The sequence below is a fragment of the Myxococcus qinghaiensis genome, from assembly GCF_024198215.1.
GTDB classification, from domain to species: Bacteria; Myxococcota; Myxococcia; order Myxococcales; family Myxococcaceae; genus Myxococcus; species Myxococcus qinghaiensis.
Genome location: NZ_JAKCFA010000004.1, coordinates 140,549 through 160,566, shown reverse-complemented (window position 1 = coordinate 160,566; position 20,018 = coordinate 140,549). Strand labels below are relative to the sequence as shown.

Sequence of the window (20,018 nt, the reverse complement as noted above, 5' to 3'; positions counted from 1 at the left end):
CCGGGACACGACGGCGCACGTCCGCGCCGGAGCCGACCTGTCCGCTCACGGGCACCTGCTGTCACACGATTGCGGAACAGTCGACGCTTGGGGCGGGGGCCCCGTCCACGGGCTGACGTGACGCCTCGCGCGCTGACGCGGCGATGACGTGCCGTGACTAGGACGGAGGCATGGAGTCCATCGACCCACCCGGAACTCGCGCCCTCCTGGCGGACGTCAAGCCCCGGCTGCGAGGCGTGTCCCACGCCCTGGCGTTCCTGGCCGCGCTGTGCGGCTGCTTCGTGCTCGCCATCGCCCCGGCCCAGGGCACCCAGCAGCTCGCCGACTGGGTCTTCGGCCTCTCCCTGGTGCTGATGTTCGGCACCAGCGCGACCTATCACGTGCCGACCTGGGGGCCCGTCGCGTACCAGCGCCTGCGCCGGCTGGACCATGCGGCCATCTACCTGCTCATCGCGGGGACCTTCACGCCGCTGGCCACACTCGATGCGCCTGGGGCCTGGACGGAGTATCTGCTCTGGGTGATGTGGGCCTGCGCGCTCACCGGCGCGGGCCTCTCGCTGTTCGGCATCTCCGGGCCGCGCGGGCTTCGCTCCGTGCTCTACACCGTCCTCGGCACCCTGGCGGCCCCGGTGATGCTGCGCCTGCCCGGCGTGATTGGCGCCGAGCGCGCCTCGTGGCTCCTCTTCGGCGGCGCCCTCTACGCCGTGGGCGCGGTCGTCTACGCACGCAAGTGGCCGGACCCCCACCCCTCCGTCTTCGGCTACCACGAGGTGTTCCACCTGCTCGTCATCGCCGGAGCCAGCACGCACTACGCCGTGCTCATCGACTTCCTGTGGAACCGCTGAAAGCTTGTCAGACGCATCGTGAACCTGCTCGGTGAGTCGCTGGAACCTCGTTGTCACGTCACCTACTTCGAGCGTGCTTCCGCGCTCGTTCCAGGTAACTTCTCAATGTGGTTTCGAACTTCACCGAGGTCCCCATGGCTGCCAGGCATCGCCCCGCTCCCGCTCATCCTCCTGTTCCGAAGGGTGAGCTGAGGGACGGATTCAAGTTCCGCGGGGGGCGGCTGTCGCTGGACTTGTCGGCCACCGTGGCCGGGCGGCTCAAGGACTCGCCGCAGGATTTGCTCCAGTCGCCCGCGGACCTGGGGCGGTGGCTGTGGGCCTCGGGGCTGTCCACGCAGACGCAGGAGTCCACGCCGGAGGAGCTGGCGCAGGCGCGCGAGCTGCGCGAGGCCATCTACCGGCTCGCCCTGGCGCGAACGCGGGGCGAGAGCTTCTCCGCCAGGGACCGCGCCATCCTCAACCGCTGGGCCGCCGAGCCGCCCCCGGCGCCGCAACTGGGACCTCGCGGAATCCTGTGGACGGGCGCGGGCGTGAGGGGACAGCTCGCGGCGGTGGCGCGCGACGCCGCGGAGCTGCTGGGTGGGCCCTTCGCGGAGCGCATCCGCAACTGCTCGCAGGACGGCTGTGCCCTGCTCTTCGTCGACACCTCGCGCTCCGGTCAGCGCCGCTGGTGCTCCATGTCGGGCTGCGGAAACAAGGCGAAGGTGGCCGAGTTCCGTCGACGTCAGCGCGCGGACGACCGCTAGTCCAACGTCAGTCCCCCGTCCGTCCCCGGGCCAGCGCCAGGAGCGTGCGCGCGCGAGCCTCCAGCGCGGCGCGCATCTCCTCGGGCCGCTGGACGTGAAAGGCGAAGGGCAGCCGCGCCAGCTCGCGAGCGAACCAGTCCAGGTCATCCGTCTGTCCCAGGAGCCGCACGCCTCCGCCCTCCACCGGCTCCAGCACGCCCAGCGTGGCGAAGATGGCGCGCCGCGCGGTCGCCAGGTCCGTGTCCAGCAACACCTCCACGGCATGCGCGCGCGGCAGGCTGGCCACCGCGAGCGTCACGTGCGCCAGCGCGTCGAAGCCCTCCGGCCGCTCGAAGTACGTGTCGAGCGACTGCACGGCGCGCACGCGGTCCAACCGGAACGTGCGCAGTCCCTGGCGCAGGTGACACACGCCCACGGCGTACCAGTGCCCGCCGCGCCAGACGAGGCCGTAGGTGTCGAACTCGCGCTCGGTGTCCACGTCTCGCGCCGCGCGGTAGGCCAGGCGCACCCGCTTGCGGAGCTGCGCCGCGCCGCTGAGCGCGACGAGCGCGGTGTTGTCCAGCGTCGTCCGGGCCCCGGAGATGTCGAGCGTCACCGACTCGTCCACCGCCCGCACCCGCCGCTTGAGCGTCGGGGGCATCACCCGCTCCAGCTTCGCCTGGGCGCTGGCCACCGCGGGCGCCGCCTCCGAAAGGCCCATCCCTCGCGCGGCCAGCAGCCCCACGGACAGCGCCAGCACCTCGTCGTCGGTGAACATCATGGGCGGCAGCTTGAAGCCCGCCACCAGCATGTAGGCCCCGTCCCGCCCGCGCTCGGCGGTGATGGGGATGCCCAGCTCCTCCAGCTTCAGGATGTAGCGGCGCACCGTGCGCCGGTCCACCTCCAGCCGCCGCGCCAGCTCCGAGCCGCTCATCCGCCCATGCGTCTGCAACAACTCGAGCACGGTGAGCACGCGCGTGGTGGGACGGGACATGGCCCGCGAACCTAACGCCCGCGCCGCCCGAAGTCCGGTGCGCTCCGCTCGAATCCATCCCTCGGGGAAGCCGACCCCGGCTCGCGGCGCGGCGGGTGGCCCCCGGGTCCGAATCAGGACCGATTCCGCCCTACATGGCCCGTACGGTGCCGTTCATGGCCTCGCCCCGGCTCGGGCGCATTGGCACTGACTGACGGAAAGGCTCGCGGAATCCCATGACGCAGACCTCGCACCTGTGGCTGTTCTTCGTGTTGGTGTTTGGCATCGTCATCCTCCCGGGGCTGGACATGGCGTTCGTCCTGGCCAGCTCGCTGATGGGCGGCCGCCGCGCGGGGCTCTGCGCCGTGGGCGGCATCATCGCGGGAGCCGCGTGCCACGTCCTCGTCGGCGCGACGGGGGTGGCCGTGCTGCTCACCGTCATGCCCGCCGCGTTCAATGTCCTGTTGTGGGTGGGCGCGCTGTACGTGGCCTGGATGGGCCTGTCGCTCGTGCGCAGCCCGGGCGCGTTCTCCGCGTCCTCACAGTCGGGACAGCGCTCGGCGCTGGCGACGTTCCGTCAGGGAGCCCTCACCAACCTGCTCAACCCGAAGGCGTACGTCTTCATGCTCGCCGTCTTTCCGCAGTTCTTGCGGCCGGAGTACGGGCCGCTCTGGCTCCAGGCCGTCGTCCTCGGCGCCATCATCGCGCTCACGCAAGCCGCGGTGTATGGCGCCATCGCCCTGGTCGCGGACCGCGCTCGCGGCTGGCTGGAGTCACGTCCCTCCGCCAGCGCGCGAGTCGCTCAGACCGTGGGTGGCCTCATGATGCTCGCCGCCGTCATTACCGCCATCGAAGGCTGGCGCGGCACCTGACACCCCCCACTCATGTTCTGCGGACGGTGCTCGAACGAATGGCTCTCAGGATGAGTAGCAGGACGACGGCTCCGATGAAGGCCACGAAGATGGTCCCCGCGATTCCGCCGAAGGGCTGTCCCGCACCCAGGGCGCGGAAGATGAACCCGCCCAGGAACGCGCCCACCACACCCACCACGATGTCGCCGATGATTCCGTAACCCCCACCGACGACGGCCGACGCAAGCCACCCGGCGATGAGGCCGATGACCGCCCACACTAGAATCGTTTCCAAAGACATACCGTCCCTCCTCCCGCTGATGTGTCCTGAAGGGCAGGATAGGCACGCCGGTTCGCGCTCGCCTGGAAGCCAGGTCGTTCGCAAGACAAGCAGGGAGGCAGTCAACCGGATTTAACTGACTTTCCGCTCTTTCGGAGGTAGCCAAGGCATCAGTCGCTCCACGTGTCGGAGCTGGCCGAGGCCAAGGAGAGCGCGCATGGGACAGCGTCGGAATGATTCACTGTGGATGAAGTGGGGAATGCTGATGTGGGCGGGAGTGGCGCTCACCGGGTGCGCACCGGAGGTGGGGGAGGACGCGGCGGGGGTGGGGCGCGCGGAGCAGGAGCTGGCGGTGTGCTCGTTCGCGATTACGACGAACACCTACGTGGGCGCGGACTGGTGGGGCACGATTGTGTTCCAGAACACGGGCACCAGCGCGATGACGAGCCCGACGATTGCGTTCGGGGTTCCCAGTGGCGTGACGTGTGACCACGACGAGCCGGGCTGGACGCACACGCAGAGCGGCTCCACCTGCACGTACTCGCGCACGTCGGGCCTGACGGTGGGCGTGAATGCGTCCTACACCTTCTACTATTCGACGAACTCCAACACGTCGTTCACCGCGACGAACATCAGCGTCAGCGACCCGAGCTGCGGGAGCACGGAGCCACCGGTGACGGGACTGACGGCGAACCAGAAGAAGGTGGCGGAGGCGCTCACCAGCATCTGGGAGAACGACACGCCCACCATCGACTACGCGTACTCGGAGAACATCCAGGACGGGCGCGGCTACACGAATGGCCGCGCGGGCTTCTGCACGGGCACCGGCGACGCCATCCAGGTCATCCAGTGCTACAACGCCCGGCGCAGCGCGGCCAATGGCAACGTCATGGCGAAGTACATGCCGGGGCTCACCACCATCAACAACCGCTTCCTGTCCACGGGCCAATCCCAGCCGTCCACGTCGGAGCTGGATGTGATTGGCAACTGGAGGGCGGACTGGGCCGCGAGCTACAACAACACGACGACGCGCGCGGACTTCAAGGCGTGCCAGGACCAGGTCAGCGACCAGTTCTATTACACGCCGGCGATGAACGAGGCGAACAAGTGGGGCGCCACCTCCGCCCTGTCGAAGATGGCGCTGTATGACGCGTACATCAACCACGGCGAGTCCGGCGTGAAGAGCCTGACGCGCGCGACGAACATCGCGCTGGGCAACACCGGCCAGGTGGCGCCCGCGGTGGGCTACAACGGCATCACCGAGTCGGCGTGGCTCCAGAAGTTCATCGAGAAGCGCCGTGACGTGCTGGCCGCCGACTCCACGTGGGTGGACGCCATCGACCGCATCGCCGCGTACGAGAAGCTGCGCCGCCGGGGCAACTGGGACTTGTCCGCCGCCGTCCGCAACGACGTGCGCGCGCGCGACTGTTGGACGACGACGTACCCGTTCAGCGGCTACACGGTGCGCAACATCAACGCGGATGGCACCTGGAGCACGCCGGGCTCGTACACGTTCTCGTGTAACTGAAGCGGCCCACTGGCGCCCTGGCGGGTACGTCAGGGCGTCGTCGACGTGCTCAGTGCCTCGGAGGCCGCCGGGCGTCCGCGGCGCAGCCGTCCGCGCAGCGGCGCGGCCACCCAGGTGAGCAGACAGAGCAGCAGGCCCAGTCCGCTCACCGCCATGGCGGCCGTTTCACCAGGAGGGGCATACCGCCACACCACGCGGTGTGTTCCCGAGGGGACAGCCACGGCGCGCAGCGCATGGTTCGCGGGAAGGACCTCCGTGGGGACATCGTCCACGGTGGCGCTCCAGCCCGTGAAGTACGCATCCGAAAGCACCAGGACGGAGGGACGCGTGGCCTCGACCGCCACCTCCACTTCGTCCACTCCGTACCGGGTGAGCGTGGCCTTCCCGGAGTCCCCTCCAGGAGACGTCGTGGGCAGGGGCTCGCGACACTCGACGACGGCCTGCTGACCGGGGACGAAGTCGGGCGAGGCGATGAGGGCCAGGCTCTCCTCCGCGTTCGACACACACCGGGGCGCGGCGAGATACACGCGCGGCAGCGGCTTGGGGTGCGCGAGCAGGGAGACCCGGAAGGGCGCGCTCGTGGACAGTACGTTGTTCTGGAGCCGGCGCGCCGCCACCTGCGTCTCATCCGCGACGAAGTAGCCCACTCCCGCGAGCGGCCCGTACCGGTTCCACCACTGACGCTGGTCTTTCAGCAGATCCGCCACGCGCGAGGACAACGCGGGCAGGTACCAGTTCGCGCTCTCCACGCCCCACGTCGACGCGCTGTCCGCAGCGAGCACCATCCGCGTGCCCGCCACCTGCACTTCATCCGGAGTCAGCCCCTCCATCGTCTCCGGCAGGGCGATGCCCGAAGCGGTGTAGACGCGCGCGCGGCCCAGCAAGGCCTGGCCCTCGCGCCGCTGGAGCTCCTCCACGAACGGCGGCGCCGTGGTGAGCAACTGTCGGTCGCAGGAGACATAGACGGGCTCGCTGACGCGATACAGGTCCACGGCGAGCAGCAGCACCCAGCCCAGGCCCACCCGCCGCGGGTGTGCCGCGAAGAGAGCGAACAGGCCCATTCCCACACAAGTCACCGCCACACAGGCGGCGTCCACCGTGAGCCGCTCACCCACCTGACGCGACAGTTCCGCCCAGGACGCGTCCGGCCCCGAATAGAAGCTTCGCACCGCCTGCGCCAGCCACAGCCCCGCGCCCGTCACCGCCAGCAGGAGCACGCCTATGCCCAGGCCCACCAGCCCCCAGGCCGCACGGCGACGTCCCCCCGGCGCACGCTCCAGCAGCTCCTCCGCGCCCCACGCCGCGAGCACGGCCAGCCAGAAGGCGACATGCACCGTGAGCTTCTCCGGGTAGCGGAATGGCCGCCACGGAGGAACGAGCTCGTAGACCAGGCCATACAGGGGCGTGTGTCGGCCGAACATCAGCAACAACCCCAGCACCGAGAAGCCCACCGCCACCTGCACCCAGCGCTCCCGGCGCCGCGCCACCGCGCACACGCCCGCCAGGAACAACACCGGCAGCCCGACATAGAGCGAGCGCGCCCAGAAGTCCGCGGTCTGCATGCCCAGCAGTCCCTGGGCGACGGTGCCTCGCAGGGGCGGCTCGAGCGCGAAGACGTTGCCCACCGACAAGTCCAGCAACCGCAGCGGATGCACCGACCAGAGCTGCGCGGACTCGGGGGTGCGGCGCTCCGCGAAGGTCTCCCGCAGCACGGACGCGGAGGCCCAGAGCTGCGCGGTGGCTACCAGCGCCGCGAGCAGCAACCCCGCCCCCGTGACGAGCAGCACCCGACGACGCGTCACCCCCTCGCCGAGCGGACACACCACCACGACGAGGAGCACCGTGGCGCCGCACACCGTGAAGCCCTGCGGGTCTCCCGCGAAGAGGACCGTCGGAAGGACACAACCCAACGCGCCCGCCATCGCCCAGGAGCCGCGCGCCAGCACCGAGTCCGCGATGAGCAGGAGCCAGGGCAACGCGGTGGCGGCCTGCAGGTACGGCAGGTTGTTGGTGAGGCTGACCAGGTAGCCGCCCAGGGAGAAGGCCAACGCGCCCAGCGCGGCGGCGGAAGGGCGAGCGTCCCGTGCGCGCAGGAAGAGGTACGTCCCCGTGGCGGCCAGCGGGTAGCACACGAGCGCCATCGCCGTCAGCGCGCCGGGCCCGTCGAACAGCAGCGCCAGCACGTTGGCCGGATGGAAGGCCCCCGTGACGGTGGCGCCCGCGAAGGGCTGTCCCAGCGCGTTGAAGGGATACCAACCGGGCCAGGCGCCCTGGCTCACCGCATGCGCCCAGAACGCCTTGGCCGGGGCGTACACCCGCAGCATGTCCCGCTCGCAGAGCGCGCCTCCCGTGGCGAGGAGCCGATGGAAGAACAGCAGCGTCGCGACGACCGACGCTCCCAGGAAGACCAGGGCCTCACGCGGACGGGACGAAGGAAGGGAGGACATGCGGTGGTGGCTCGGGCTTCTATCAGATGAGGGGCGTCCGCTCGACGGGGGACCGCACGCGCGGAGTCTCGGCTACAGTCCGCGCCACGCATGAGCGAGGAGCGACGAAACACCTTCCGTTGGAGGGAGGTCCCCAGCCTGCTGTCGACCCGGCTGCTGGTGGCGTTCCTCGTCCCCACCCTGCTCTTCGTCGCGGTGGCGGGCACGGCCGTCTACCAGCTCGCGCGCTCCATCCTGGAGGAGGAGCTGGGCGCAAGCCTCTCCAACATCGCCGCCGCCACCGCCAGCCAGCTCAACGGCGAGCGCATGCTCACGATTGAAGCCGGCGACGACACGGGCGGCACCCGGACGTGGCGCAACCTGGTGCGCCTGCTGGAAGGCGTGCGCGAGGCCAGCGGCGTGCGCCGCGTCTTCGCCGTGGACGCGCAGGGCCGCGTGCGCGCGGACGTGGGCGGCGGGCTGCCGGTGGGCTCGGAAGTCCCGGAGCTGGCGCGCGACAGGTTGGAGCTGGCGCGCGTCTTCGCCGGCGAACACGCGGCCAGTCAGGTGCTCTTCACCGGCTCGGACGGGCGGCTGTACAAGACGGGCTATGCCCCCATCGTCCACGCGGGACAGGTGGTGGGCGCGGTGGGCGTGGAGGGCAGCGCCGCGTTCTTCGGGCCGCTCCAGCGCCTGTCGCGCACCTTCGCCATCATGGGGGCGCTCGCCCTCACCGCGCTCGCCATCATCGCCCTGCTCACCGCGCGGGGACTGGCGCGTCCACTCGGACGGCTGATGGACTCCGCGCTGCGCATCGGCCGGGGTGACCTCACCACGCCCGTGCCGCCGGAGCCCACGCGCGAAATCGGCGTGCTCGCCCGCGAGCTGGAAGTGATGCGCGGCGCGCTGGAGAGCCGGGACCGGCAGCTCAAGATGATGCTCGCGGGCGTGGCCCACGAGGTGCGCAATCCCCTGGGCGGCATCGCCCTGTTCTCCGGCATCCTCCAGGAGGATTTGCGCGCGGGCGCCCACGCGGAGGCCCAGGAGCACGTCGAGCGCATCCAACGCGAGGTCGCCTTCCTCCAGCGCATCGTCGAGGACTTCCTCGCCTTCGCGCGCGAGCAGCCCCTGGCCCGCGCGCCCGTGGAGGCTCCCGCGCTGCTCTCCATCGTCCAGGAGCTGTCGTCCGCGGAGGCCGGCGCCCGCCAGGTCGCCCTGGACGTGGACGCCGCGCCCGCCCTGCTGGAGGCCGACGGCAGCCTGCTCACCGCCGCGCTGCTGAACCTGGTGAAGAACGCGGTGCAGGCCTCGCCCTCCGGAGGCCGCGTGCGCATCTCCGGCGCCGAGGACCATGGGCGCTACGCCATCCGCGTCCACGACGGCGGCGCGGGCGTGCCGGAGGCCGAGCGCGAGCGCATCTTCGAGCCCTTCTTCACCACCCGCGAGAAGGGCACTGGCCTGGGCCTGCCCCTGGCGCGCAAGATTGCCCGCGCGCATGGGGGCGAGCTGCACATGACGTCCACACCGGGCGACACGACCTTCACGCTGACACTGCCGCTCAAGCCCTCCGGCGTCAGTTCGCCACGTTGAACTGACGCGCCATCTGCCCCACCTCGCCGGAGACATTCGCGAGCGTGCGGGTGGCCTCCTGTGTCGACTCCAACCGCTTCATCGTCGCGTCCATGATTTGCGACAGGTCGGCGATGGCGGTGGAGATCTGGGAGATGCCGGCGTTCTGCTGCGTCACGGCGGCGGCGATCTGCCGCGCGGCGGCCGAGTTCTCCTGGGACATGAGCGACAGCTCGCGCAGCGAGTCCCCCGACGAGCGCATCTGGTCCAACCCCGTGCCGATGGTGCGCACGCCCTGCTCGCCCATGTTCGCCGCGTCGCGGATGCCCGCGGTGATTTCCTGGAGGATGGAGCGGATGCGCTGCGTGGATTGGATGGACTGGTCCGCCAGCGCGCGGACCTCGCGCGCCACCACCGCGAAGCCCTTGCCCTGCTCCCCCGAGCGCGCCGCTTCAATCGCCGCGTTGACGGCGAGCAGGTGCGACTGGGCCGCCAGGTCCTTCACCGTCTCGGTGATGTCGCCAATCTGCGTGGTGCTCTCCGCCAGCTTCTCCAGCCGCTCCTGGATGCCGTCCACCGCGCCTCGGATGTCCGCGAGCCCCGCCACGCTGCGCTCCACCGCCGCCTCGCCCTTGAGGCCCAGCTCCTCCGCGCGCCTGGCCACCTGGAGCACCGCCTCCGCCCGGTCCGCCGCCATCCTCGACGTGCGGCGAATCTCCTCCGACGTCACCTGCGCCTCGTGCAGCGCGGCGGCCTGCCGGGTGAAGCTCTGCTGCTGCTCGTCGTTCGCCGTGCGCAGGTGGCTGCCCGCCTCACCCAGCCGCGCCGCGGACGCCTGGAGCGACAGGGGAAGCTGCCGCAGCCGGGCCAGCACCGCGTTCATCCCCGCCGCCAAATCCCCCACCTCGTCGGTGGACACCCACTCCGGCGCGACGACGCGTCCCGCCGCCACGGACTCAATCGCCTGGCCCACCGCGTGCGCCGCCCGCGCCTGGCGACGCGCCAGCATCCACATGGTGATACCCGGCAGGAGCAACAGGCCGCCCACCCACGCCAGGCTGAAGGCCAGCTCGCCCGCCAGCACCCCGCCCAGCTCCATCAACATCCGCGCCGAGCGCCGAGCGCCCTCGGACAAGAGCTCCAGGTGCAGCGTGTCGCGGATGCCCTCCAGCTTCACCATCACCACGCAGCCGCTGAGCACCAGCGCGGCGACGATGGAGCCGCCAAACGTGAAGGGCAGGAACCACGCCTGCCGGGGCCACGAGAAGCCGCCCCCCTGGAGCGCCACCGTCGAATCCTTGCGCTGCTCCTCCAGCGCCAGCGGCAGCAGCATCCGCTCCAGCGACACGCAGATGGGAAAGCCCAGCAGCACGCCGCAGCACACGCCGATGATGGTGCCCAGCACGACGAGGGACAAATCCTTGTGCCACGTCAGGCACACGTGGAGGCTGAACCAGAAGCCGCCGAGCGTCCACCCGACCCACGACGTGCCCACCGCCACTCGCAAGGGCAGTCGGAGGATGCGCTCCAGCCGCGCACCCGGCCTGTCCTCCGCGGACGTCCGCAGCGCGCTGCCCACCAGCCACCGCATGAACAGCGCGGGATAAATCATGCCCAGGCCCACGAGGATGGGCGGCAGCACCCACGCCACCGCCTTCACACCCTCCGCGCCAGTGACACCCATGGACATGCCGTTGAGGTACGCGGCGATGGGTGCGGCGGGTACCACCCACGCCATGAACACCTTGAGCGCACGCCACCGATACTCGCGAATCACTGTGTCTTCGATGCTCATACGGGTCGCTTTCCCGCGTCATGCGGCCACGAAGAATCCACGCTGACGGGATGGCTCCAGACAGCATTCTCCGCACGTCAGCGATGGGAAAGCGAGTGGGCCCCGCCCGGTTCCAGACACTGCATCACCGTCATCCCAGAGCGTGTTGAAAGACATACACATCCAGGAAAACCATTGCCCTATGCAAACCACGGCAGGACGGTGAACACTCTCAGTCCGAGCAGCACGCGCGGATGGCCGCGGAGTACAGGCGCAAGGACTTGCGCGCGGCGGCGACGACACGGGCGGGCTCGGTGCCCTCGGCGTCCACGGAGAGCTTGAGGATTTCGAGCGCCTCCACCGGGTGCAGGTCGTCATAGCGGGCGTGGGCCTTGAGCCACATCATGGCGCTCGCGTCGATGCGCGCTCCGTCCGCGGCATAGGCGCGGAAGGGGTCCACCACCTCCTTCGTCCACACGCCGGTGATGCCCTCGATGGCCCAGTTGGACGCGGCGATGCCCTCCGCCAGCGTGCCTCGCGCGCAGGTGTCGCGCAGGTGCGCGTGCAGCGCCTGGATTTCCGGCAGGGGCCGCACGGAGAAGAGCGTGTCAGGCTCCACGCCGATGGCGCGCACCCAGTCGATGAACCACTCCGCGTGCTTCGCCTCGACGCCCAGGTTCTGCAACAGCCAGCGCCGGATGCTCGCGTCCCCCTCGGTGCGGCCATACGTCGTCTTCGCCAGCGACAAGCCCATGTACTTGGGGAAGGACTCGACGATGAGGAAGAACTGCGACAGCACGCGCCGCCAGTACGCCAGGGGCGGGCGCCGTCCGTCCGCCGTGTCCCGGAACAGCGGAGGCCAGCAGGCCGCGTTCCAGTCATGTCGCGCGGACTCCAGCATCGCCTCCAGCCAGCGCGGGTGCGGCGAGGGCTTCAGGGGTGGAGGCCCGTAGCGACGCACGGGTGACTCGAACGTGGGGAGACTCACTTCCAGGCCGGTCGGCGACATGGCTGTAGGACGCTCCTTTTCGCGGCGGGTGCCAGACCGACATGGCCCCCCTTCACCCGCCGGAGCGGCCCATGGTGGTGACGGCACCTGCACGCGGCCATGCGACTGTTCGCGCGCGACGCTTTTCTCACCGCCATGTTTCAGAATTCGCTCCGGGGCACCCCGAGGGGTCGCTCGCCCCCTGGCCCTCGTGTTGCCCCCACCACAAGCGCGTCCGCCCGCATGTCACGGCAGGCAGGCACGGCTCACGGCGTGCGGGCCACCGCGCGGCGCGCCTTCTCCAGCATGCGGCGCAGCGGCGCCTCGTCCGCGCGGGCCAGGGCTTCGTCCCAGGTGAGCCACTGCGCGCCGGTGGACTCGGCCGGGTCGTGCGCGAGCGCCGCCGGGTCCTCCGCCACGACGAGGTAGCGCACGTCCAGGTGGTGGTGCTCCTGCTCATCTCTCCGGGCCGGAATCGTGTGGACGTCCACGTCCAGGGGCCGGGGCGCGGTGGGGTGGAGCGTGACGCGGCAGCCCGTCTCCTCGCGCGCCTCGCGCAGCGCGGTGGCCTCCATGGAGCCTGCGTCCACGGCGTCCGCATGCCCGCCCGGCTGCAGCCAGCGCTTCAGCTTGCCGTGCATCACCATCACCACGTGGGCGCCCTCCGGGTCCACCACCACCGCGCTGCCGGTGAAGTGCGCCTGGAGCTGGGCCCGGGAGAAGGGCGAAGGCAGCGTGGCCGCGTGGTGGCGCATGGCCTCCAGGTCCTCGCGCTCCTTGTCGTCCTGGGGGAGATGGCGCGCGAGCAACTCACGCAGGGCGGCGGCGTCTTGGGAGTCCATGCGCGCCCACGTACCCCCGGGGAGCCCTCGCGCGCCAGCGCCTTCTGGAAGCGGCCGACCGCCACTGGTGTAGGGTGACGCCCCGGGTGTGCTCTCATGCGGACGCACCCGGGCGGCCGGCGCCCTCGGAGCATGAGGACTCCCAACACCATGGCGCGCATTCTCGTCATCGACGACCACGACACGCTGCGAGAGGGCATGACGGTCTCCCTCACGCGCTCCGGCCACGCCGTGTCCGCCGTCAAGGGAGGCGCGGACGGGCTGGCCGCGTACCGCAAGGCCCCCTTCGACCTGGTCGTCACCGATTTGAAGATGGACGGGATGGACGGCATCGCCGTCACCCAGGCCCTCAAGGCGCTGGACGCCTCCGCCGTCGTCATGGTGGTGACGGCCTTCGGCACCATCGAGACCGCGGTGCGGGCGATGCAGGAGGGCGCCTACGACTTCATCACCAAGCCCTTCACGCCCGACGTGCTGCGCGCCAAGGTGGACAAGGGCCTGGAGCTGGCCAGCACGCGGCGCAAGGTCGAGAAGCTGGAGGCGCGCACGGCCGCGCATGACGCGGACGCGGCGCTCTCCCACGGCAGCATGGTGGGCGACAGCGAGCCCATGCAGAAGCTGCTCTCCCAGGCGCGCAAGGCGGCGCACAGCAACGCGACGGTGCTGGTGCGCGGAGAGAGCGGCACCGGCAAGGAGCTCATCGCGCGCATGCTGCACCAGGAGTCGCCGCGCAAGGACGGGCCCTTCGTCGTCGTGCACTGCGCGGCGCTGGCGGAGACGCTGCTGGAGAGCGAGCTGTTCGGCCACGAGCGCGGCGCCTTCACCGGCGCGGTGAAGCGCAAGCTGGGCCGCTTCGAGCTGGCCGACGGCGGCACCCTCTTCCTCGACGAAATCGGGGAGATTCCCCACTCGGTGCAGACCAAGCTCTTGCGCGTGCTGCAGGAGAAGGAAATCCAGCGCGTGGGCGGCGAGGAGACGCTCAAGGTGGACGTGCGCGTGGTGAGCGCCACGCACCGCGACTTGCTGGCCGAGGTGAAGGCGGGCCGCTTCCGCGAGGACCTCTACTACCGGCTGCACATCGTCCCGCTGATGCTGCCGCCCCTGCGCGAGCGCCCCGAAGACATCGCCTCGCTGGCCCACCACTTCGTGGCCAAGCACGCACCCCGGGTCAATCGCCGGGTGACGGGGATGGATGACGACGCGCTTCGCGCCCTGGCCCGGCATGTGTGGCCCGGCAACGTGCGCGAGCTGGAGAACGTGGTGGAGCAGGCGCTCGTCTTCGCCGAGGGCGACGTGCTCACCGTCGCGGACCTGCCCTCGCACCTCACCGGCGCCGCGCCGCGCATGGACGCGGGGCTGCCCGTGCCCCATGGAGACCGCCCGCTGCCGGACATCCTGGAGGACCTGGAGCGCCAGCTCATCGCCCGCGCCTACGAGAAGGCGGGCGGCGTGAAGACGGAGACCGCCCGGTTGCTGGGCATCAAGACGTCCGCGCTGTACTACAAGCTGGAGAAGTACGGCTTCCTCCCCAAGGGCACCCCACCCGAGGAGGGGTAGCCTCGAAAAACCGTGACTCAGGGTCCCCTCCCCGTGACTTTCCACCGCCACCCCGCCCCCACCTGCTCCCACCTGGTGTGTCCAGGCGCCTGGAATCCCAGCGCTTTTCCCAGGCGTGGGCGGAGGGCTGGACAGGGCAGGCTGGCATCGGCCTTGCTCATGGGAGGCCGCTGATGAGTCCCCGCCTCCTCGCGCTCGTGTTGTGCCTGCTCTGGGCCATGCCCGGCCAGGCCGCGTCCGGGCTGGAGTCGGCGCGGGCGCGGGCACAGGCGGCGAGGACGGAGGCGCGCTCGCTGCGCACCCAGCAGCAGACGCTGCGGGACGAACTGCAGGGCGTGGCCGCGCGAATCGAGGCGCTGAAGGCGGAGCGCAAGGGCAAGCTGACGACGGGCACGGAGCTGGAGGCGGCGCTGCGGCGCTCGCAGGAGCTGAGCGGCTCGCTCACGGGGCTGGCGCAGGCGGTGTCCACGGCGGATGGCGAGTCGGAGCGCGCGCACCTGGCGCTGCACCAGGCGCTGTCGGACGAACTGGCGCGGCTGCGCGGCGCGTGGGACGTCACCGCGGACCGGAGCCAGCGCGCCACGCTGCTGGAGTCGCTGCGCACCACCCGCGCGGAGCGGGACGCGGTGCGCGCGGCGCTGCCGGCGTCGCGGGTGCCCCTGCTGGACAAGGCCTCACCCGGCGGGGATGACCCGGAGGACCTGCTGGAGCAGGCGGACGCGCTGCGCGACGCCGAGGACAAGGTGCGCGAGCGCCTCAAGGCCCTGCGCTCGCGCATCACCGAGGTGCGCGAGGAGAAGGACCTGGACCGGCGCATGAGCGACTTCCTCGGCGAGGAGTCCATGTTCGACGAGCAGGACCGGCGGCTGCGGCTGCGCATGCGCTCGGACCGGAGCCTCAGCGTGGACCCCAGCGACAGGGGCGGCGGCATGTTCGCCGGAGAGTCCGATACCGCCGGGGAGCCGCCGAACGTGGGCACCGATGGCCCGGGCATCCCCACCACGCCCGAGCCCGGCAGAGACCCTTCCGTGCCCACGCCGACGCCCATGTCCCCCACGCGCGCCACGGACCGGCGCCCGCAGGTGGACAGCGTGCGAGCCCAGACGCTGGCGGCCGGTGGCCCGGTGAACCTGGCGGAGATGGAGGCGGAGGCGAAGCGGCTGGAGTCCCTCGCCCGCGAGCTGGACGGCCGGGCCGGCGCGCTGGAGCACCGCGCCAAGGAACTGACGTCGCCCTAGAGCAGTCCGGCTTCGACTTCCAACCGCACCACCGCGCGCAGGCGGACCTCGCGCTCCGGGGTGCGGCCCTTGCCTCGGATGATGAGGCTCATGGTGGGCGCGGCGACGTAGGGCTGGAGGTCCACGTCCCCCAGGTCGAGCTTCAGCGTGGGGTTGGGCGCCCGGAGGCTGGAGCGCGCCAGGTCATTCTTCCAGGCGATGCGCGCCTCCCTGTCCCCGGCCCGGACGAAGAACTCCACCGTGTCCAGGAAGGTGAAGTCCACGTCGTTGGGGCTGAGAATCTGGAGGGACAGGGAGTCGACGTGGACGGACGTCACCTCGTCCTTGGAGAGCCCCTGGTTCTTGAAGTCCTGGTTCTGGTCGAAGTCCATCCCCGCCAGGCTGCTGATGGGAGGGAAGGCATTCAGCTCGGTGCTTCCGCCCGGCAGGGTCGCGGGGATGGTGGTCTCGCCCCTGACCTCGGTGATGAACGAGGACTGGGCGCAGGCGGCGAGCCCAAGCCCGACCGCCGCCGCGAGGAGTGAGACAGGGCGCATTCCACCAATGTACCGGGCGACTGGCGTGACGTCACTGCCACCAACCTGGCGGTCGGGCCCGCCCTCCCGCGAGTGGGGCGTGCAGGCACGAGGCCGGGTATGTTGCCCCGCGTCGTGTCCCGCTCCCGCCCCACCTTCCTGGTCCTCCTCGTGTTGCTCGCCGCTCCGACCGCGTCCGCGGCCGAGTGGGAGGGCGCGCTGAAGGGCACTGCCCGGCTGCTGGTGGACACCAACGCGCCGCGCGACTTCACCGACGGCAGCACGCCCTCACCCGGAGCGGACCCGGCGCTGAGCGTGCTGGGCTCGGCCGAGGGGCGCGCGACGTTCGAGCGCACCCAGTTGGTGGGGCGCTACGAGCTGGGCGCGCGCAAGTACGTGGGCTTCACGACGGAGGACATGCTCATCCAGGCCGGAGCGCTGGAGGGCTCGCTGGCGCTGGGCACCGAGTTCGGCCTGGGGGTGGAGGGCCACGCGAAGGACCGGCGGGGCGGCACACGGGCGTACTCGGACCTGGGCACCAGCGTGTTCGCCGAGTACGCGCCGGACGTGCGACTGGCGCTGCGGGTGCGGGCAGGCGCGCGGCGCTTCGTGTACCGGCCGGACAAGACGGCCAACTTCGGCGGGGCGGAGCTGGGCGTGGTGGGGCGCTACCGCTTCGACCGGCGCCACAGCCTGTCGCTCTTCGGGGACTGGGGCGCGCGCCGCTATGGCCCCCTGGCCCGGCCCAGGCCCGGTGTCACGGTGTCCTCTTTGGGCCGCCGCGAGGACGGCGCGCTCACGGCGGGCGCCAGCTACAGCTACCGGGGCCCGGTGACGCTGGGGCTGACGTACGCGTACCAGGAAGTCACGTCCAACAGCTTCGGGGAGACGGTGCTGCGCCACCGCGTGACGGCCAACGCGGGGGTGCGCCTGCCCTGGAAGGTGACGCTGCTGGCGCAGGGCTCGCTGGGCATCACCCGCTATCCAGACGGCATCTACCTGTCGCCCGAAATCATCCTCGTCGAGGAGGACGAGGGACAGAACTCCCTGTCCCTGAAGCTGGCGCGCCCGGTGTCGGAGCGGGTGGACCTGGAGGTGTCCTGGGGCCTGTGGAGCACCCGGCTCCCCCGCAACAACCTCTCCTACTCACGGCAGGTGTTCGGCGTCGGCTTCACCTGGCGGGACTGAGCCCCGAGCGTGGGCGGGCCTCGGCTTCACAGGTCGGAGATGCGCTCGTCAATCTCCTCGGCGAGTCCGGGGTGGCCCTGGGCCAGGGCGTGCTCACGGGCGGTGGTGAGGACCTCGCGGGCCCGCTCCACCTGCCCGGCCCCGGAGAGCGCATCCCCCAGGGAGACCAGGGCGGCGGCATAGGTCGGGTCCAGCTTCACCGCCGCCTCCAGGGCCGACGCCGCCTCGGCGTACTGCTTTCGCTCCAGGTACAACTTCCCCAGGGAGAAGTGGCTCATGGGGGAGTCCGGGAAGTCAGCGGCCATCTTCTTGAACTGTTCCAGGCGGGCGTCGCTCATGGACAACACCCCATAGAGGACCCATGCCGTGTTGCCAAGGGTGCGGTAGGGTGCGCCGCACATGGCAACGAAGAAGAAGACGACCCCACGAAAGAAGAGCGCGACCAAGGCCAAGGCCCCGGCGGCGCGCAAGCAGAAGAAGACGGCGACGGGCAGGACGGCCCCCAAGGGCAAGGCTCCCGCTCCCAAGAAGGCGCCGGCTCGCAAGAAGACCGCGGGCAAGGTCCCCCTGAGGGCCAAGAAGAAGACGAAGCTGCCAGGCGCCACCCAGCAGAAGGCCGGCCCGGCGGAGAACCCGCAGGCGCTGGCCCTGGCGCGGCGCATGGCCCAGCTGCTGCTCGACAAGAAGGCGCTGGACGTCGTCATCCTCGACGTGCGGGGCATGACGTCCTACGCGGACTACATCGTCATCGCCTCCGGCGAGAGCGACCGTCAGGTCAGCGCCATGGCGGAGAACGTCCACGTGCAGCTCAAGCAGGGCGACGAGCCGGTGCGCGCGCTCGGCACCGAGGGCGTGGAGACGGGCCAGTGGGTGTTGCTCGACTACGGCGAGGTGGTGGCGCACCTGTTCCTCGCGGACCTGCGCTCGCACTATGACCTGGAAGGTCTCTGGGCGGACGCGAACCGGGAGAAGGTGTCCTGAAGGTCCGCCTCCTGTCCATCGGCAAGGACCGCTCGGGCCTCTACGAGCCGGCGGTCCAGGAGTATGCCCGCCGCCTGGGCCACTACACCCGCTTCGAGTTGGTGGAGCTGACCGAGGCGAGCGGCAAGAAGCTCAAGCCGGGCGACGCGAAGGCCGCCGAGGCGGAGGCGATTCTCTCCAAGCGCAAGCCGCAGGACTGGGTCGTCGCGCTGGACGAGCGCGGCGCGCTGCTCGACTCGGTGGAATTGAGTCGCTACGTGGGCAAGGCGCAGACGGGCGCCAAGGACCTGCTCTTCGTCATCGGTGGTGACGAGGGGCTGGACTCGAGCGTGCGGGACGCGGCGAACCTCACGCTGTCCCTGTCGAAGATGACGCTGCCCCATCGGCTGGCGCGCGTGGTGCTCGTGGAGCAGCTCTACCGCGCCTTCACGATTCTCAAGGGCGAGCCGTACCACAAGTAGCCCACCGGGCGAGCAGGCGCCCCGGGGGCGGACTCCGGGGCCCTGCCCGCGCGGGCTGCGTCAGGCCCACCAGACAGGGGGCGTCAACGGGCCTCATGAGCACCGCCGGCACCGAAGCCCCGCTTCCGTCTCCTCCCGCGACCGTCCGCATCATCGCCTCGCCCCAATCCTGGGTGGAGGGAGAGGCGGTGAGGCAGCTCGAGGCGGTGGCGCGCCTGCCCGGCATGCGCCACGCGGTGGGCCTCCCGGATTTGCACCCCGGCAAGGGCGCGCCGGTGGGCGCCGCGTTCACCTCGGAGGGCATCCTCTATCCGTACCTGGTGGGCAGCGACATCGGCTGTGGCATGGGGCTGTGGGACGTGGGGATGTTGTCGCGCAAGGCCAAGGCGGAGCGTTGGGCGGCGAAGCTGGACGTCGAGGGGACCTGGAGCGGAGACGCGGAAGGCTTCCTGGCGGAAGAAGGCGTGAAGGCCTCCGGGTTCGAGGCGGCGCTGGGGACGGTGGGCGGCGGCAACCACTTCGCGGAGGTGCAGCGGGTGGACGCGGTGCACGACGCGGAGGGCTTCGCGGCGCTGGGACTGGCGGCGGACCGGTTGCTCCTGCTGGTGCACTCCGGCTCACGCGGACTGGGCGAGGCGATTCTCAGGGCCCATGTGGACCGCCACGCGGCGGGCGGGCTGCTGGAGGACTCGGACGAGGCGCGAGCGTACCTGGCGCGGCATGACCACGCGGTGGCGTGGGCCCGGGCGAACCGGGCGCTGGTGGCGCGACGGGTGCTGGATGGCATTGGGGCCCCGGCCCGTCGGGTGTTGGATGTCTGCCACAACAGCGTGACGCCTCGACGGGATACAGGGCGCACGCGGTGGCTGCACCGCAAGGGCGCGGCGCCCTCGGACGAGGGCCCCGTGGTGATTCCGGGCAGCCGTGGCGCGCTGAGTTATCTGGTGGTGCCGCTGGGAGATGGGACAGGCAGCGCGTACAGCCTGGCGCATGGCGCGGGCCGCAAGTGGACGCGCACGGCGGCCCGGGAGCGCATGAAGGAGCGCTTCACCGCGGAGTCGCTCACGCGCACCCCCTTCAAAAGTCACGTCGTCTGCGAGAACAAGGACCTGCTCTTCGAGGAGGCGCCGCCCGCATACAAGCCGATTGACCGCGTGGTGACGGACCTGGTGGAGGCGGGGCTGGTGCGGGTGGTGGCCACCCTGGCGCCGGTGCTGACGTACAAGACGCGCTCCCGCGAGGAGTAGCGCGGCCCCGAGCCTGGAAGCCCGGGCCTG

The 20,018-nt window shown here is 70.9% G+C and carries 19 protein-coding genes; 11 read left to right on the top strand and 8 right to left on the bottom strand.

All coding sequences use genetic code 11. The features are described 5' to 3' along the window. The first annotated feature begins 170 nt into the window (after positions 1 to 170). Both trhA and LZ199_RS08280 read left to right on the top strand, forming a co-directional pair. A complete protein-coding gene (trhA, locus tag LZ199_RS08285) occupies positions 171 to 845 on the top strand; it encodes a PAQR family membrane homeostasis protein TrhA (protein WP_253993109.1) in 675 nt (224 codons plus the stop codon). A gap of 134 nt (positions 846 to 979) precedes the next feature. After that, a complete protein-coding gene (locus LZ199_RS08280) occupies positions 980 to 1,591 on the top strand; it encodes a CGNR zinc finger domain-containing protein (RefSeq protein WP_253993108.1) in 612 nt (203 codons plus the stop codon). Between the two features lie 7 nt (positions 1,592 to 1,598). Here the strand turns inward: LZ199_RS08280 and LZ199_RS08275 are convergent, their stop codons facing one another. Then, on the bottom strand, positions 1,599 to 2,564 hold the full coding sequence (locus LZ199_RS08275) for a helix-turn-helix transcriptional regulator (RefSeq protein ID WP_253993107.1): 966 nt from the start codon (positions 2,562 to 2,564) through the stop codon (positions 1,599 to 1,601). A 215-nt stretch (positions 2,565 to 2,779) separates the two neighbouring features. Here LZ199_RS08275 and LZ199_RS08270 point away from each other — a divergent pair, with 215 nt between their 5' ends. Next, a complete protein-coding gene (locus tag LZ199_RS08270; protein WP_253993106.1) occupies positions 2,780 to 3,415 on the top strand; it encodes a LysE family translocator in 636 nt (211 codons plus the stop codon). A gap of 10 nt (positions 3,416 to 3,425) precedes the next feature. Here the strand turns inward: LZ199_RS08270 and LZ199_RS08265 are convergent, their stop codons facing one another. After that, on the bottom strand, positions 3,426 to 3,695 hold the full coding sequence (locus tag LZ199_RS08265; RefSeq protein ID WP_141648469.1) for a GlsB/YeaQ/YmgE family stress response membrane protein: 270 nt from the start codon (positions 3,693 to 3,695) through the stop codon (positions 3,426 to 3,428). A gap of 196 nt (positions 3,696 to 3,891) precedes the next feature. Here LZ199_RS08265 and LZ199_RS08260 point away from each other — a divergent pair, with 196 nt between their 5' ends. Then, entirely contained in the window at positions 3,892 to 5,202 is a 1,311-nt protein-coding gene (locus tag LZ199_RS08260; protein WP_256568930.1) for a chitosanase, read from the top strand. Positions 5,203 to 5,231: 29 nt separating this feature from the next. Here LZ199_RS08260 and LZ199_RS08255 read toward each other — a convergent pair whose 3' ends face one another. After that, positions 5,232 to 7,649, bottom strand: a complete 2,418-nt coding sequence (locus LZ199_RS08255; protein WP_253993105.1) for a YfhO family protein — start codon at positions 7,647 to 7,649, stop codon at positions 5,232 to 5,234. A gap of 90 nt (positions 7,650 to 7,739) precedes the next feature. Between LZ199_RS08255 and LZ199_RS08250 the strand changes: the two genes are divergently transcribed. After that, complete coding sequence (locus LZ199_RS08250) at positions 7,740 to 9,218, top strand: sensor histidine kinase (RefSeq protein WP_253993104.1); 1,479 nt, start codon at positions 7,740 to 7,742, stop codon at positions 9,216 to 9,218. Here LZ199_RS08250 and LZ199_RS08245 read toward each other — a convergent pair. From LZ199_RS08245 to LZ199_RS08235, 3 genes are all read right to left on the bottom strand, one after another. After that, positions 9,202 to 10,992, bottom strand: coding sequence for a methyl-accepting chemotaxis protein (locus LZ199_RS08245; protein ID WP_253993103.1), 1,791 nt, complete (start codon positions 10,990 to 10,992; stop codon positions 9,202 to 9,204). The genes LZ199_RS08250 and LZ199_RS08245 overlap by 17 nt on opposite strands. 211 nt (positions 10,993 to 11,203) lie before the next feature. Further along, complete coding sequence (locus LZ199_RS08240) at positions 11,204 to 11,980, bottom strand: TenA family transcriptional regulator (protein ID WP_253993102.1); 777 nt, start codon at positions 11,978 to 11,980, stop codon at positions 11,204 to 11,206. A gap of 245 nt (positions 11,981 to 12,225) precedes the next feature. Beyond that, the gene (locus LZ199_RS08235) at positions 12,226 to 12,801 is read right to left on the bottom strand and encodes an NUDIX hydrolase (protein ID WP_253993101.1); all 576 of its coding nucleotides are present in this window, start codon (positions 12,799 to 12,801) and stop codon (positions 12,226 to 12,228) included. Positions 12,802 to 12,951: 150 nt separating this feature from the next. On the opposite strand from LZ199_RS08235, the gene LZ199_RS08230 reads away from it, so the two are divergent. Together LZ199_RS08230 and LZ199_RS08225 are read left to right on the top strand one after the other, a co-directional pair. Next, positions 12,952 to 14,358: a sigma-54-dependent transcriptional regulator gene (locus tag LZ199_RS08230; protein ID WP_253993100.1), complete on the top strand. Its 1,407-nt coding sequence runs from the start codon at positions 12,952 to 12,954 to the stop codon at positions 14,356 to 14,358. 173 nt (positions 14,359 to 14,531) lie between these two features. Beyond that, positions 14,532 to 15,596 (top strand): TetR family transcriptional regulator, encoded by a 1,065-nt coding sequence (locus LZ199_RS08225; RefSeq protein ID WP_253993099.1) that lies wholly within the window; start codon positions 14,532 to 14,534, stop codon positions 15,594 to 15,596. On the opposite strand, the gene LZ199_RS08220 is transcribed toward LZ199_RS08225, so the two are convergent. After that, positions 15,593 to 16,132, bottom strand: a complete 540-nt coding sequence (locus LZ199_RS08220; protein ID WP_253993098.1) for a hypothetical protein — start codon at positions 16,130 to 16,132, stop codon at positions 15,593 to 15,595. The two genes, LZ199_RS08225 and LZ199_RS08220, sit on opposite strands and share 4 nt — an antisense overlap. 99 nt (positions 16,133 to 16,231) lie before the next feature. On the opposite strand from LZ199_RS08220, the gene LZ199_RS08215 reads away from it, so the two are divergent. After that, positions 16,232 to 17,299 carry a hypothetical protein gene (locus LZ199_RS08215; RefSeq protein WP_253993097.1) on the top strand — a complete coding sequence of 356 codons (1,068 nt, stop codon included), beginning with the start codon at positions 16,232 to 16,234 and terminating at the stop codon, positions 17,297 to 17,299. A 26-nt stretch (positions 17,300 to 17,325) separates the two neighbouring features. Here LZ199_RS08215 and LZ199_RS08210 read toward each other — a convergent pair whose 3' ends face one another. Next, the gene (locus LZ199_RS08210) at positions 17,326 to 17,637 is read right to left on the bottom strand and encodes a tetratricopeptide repeat protein (RefSeq protein ID WP_253993096.1); all 312 of its coding nucleotides are present in this window, start codon (positions 17,635 to 17,637) and stop codon (positions 17,326 to 17,328) included. Positions 17,638 to 17,698: 61 nt separating this feature from the next. Here LZ199_RS08210 and rsfS point away from each other — a divergent pair, with 61 nt between their 5' ends. The 3 genes from rsfS (at position 17,699) to LZ199_RS08195 (ending at position 19,988) form a co-directional block, all read left to right on the top strand. Beyond that, on the top strand, positions 17,699 to 18,280 hold the full coding sequence (rsfS, locus tag LZ199_RS08205; protein WP_253993095.1) for a ribosome silencing factor: 582 nt from the start codon (positions 17,699 to 17,701) through the stop codon (positions 18,278 to 18,280). After that, entirely contained in the window at positions 18,277 to 18,741 is a 465-nt protein-coding gene (locus tag LZ199_RS08200) for a 23S rRNA (pseudouridine(1915)-N(3))-methyltransferase RlmH (protein ID WP_323389432.1), read from the top strand. The genes rsfS and LZ199_RS08200 overlap by 4 nt, the downstream gene beginning before the upstream one ends. A 95-nt stretch (positions 18,742 to 18,836) precedes the next feature. Beyond that, positions 18,837 to 19,988: an RNA ligase RtcB family protein gene (locus tag LZ199_RS08195; protein ID WP_253993094.1), complete on the top strand. Its 1,152-nt coding sequence runs from the start codon at positions 18,837 to 18,839 to the stop codon at positions 19,986 to 19,988. Positions 19,989 to 20,018 lie beyond the last annotated feature (30 nt).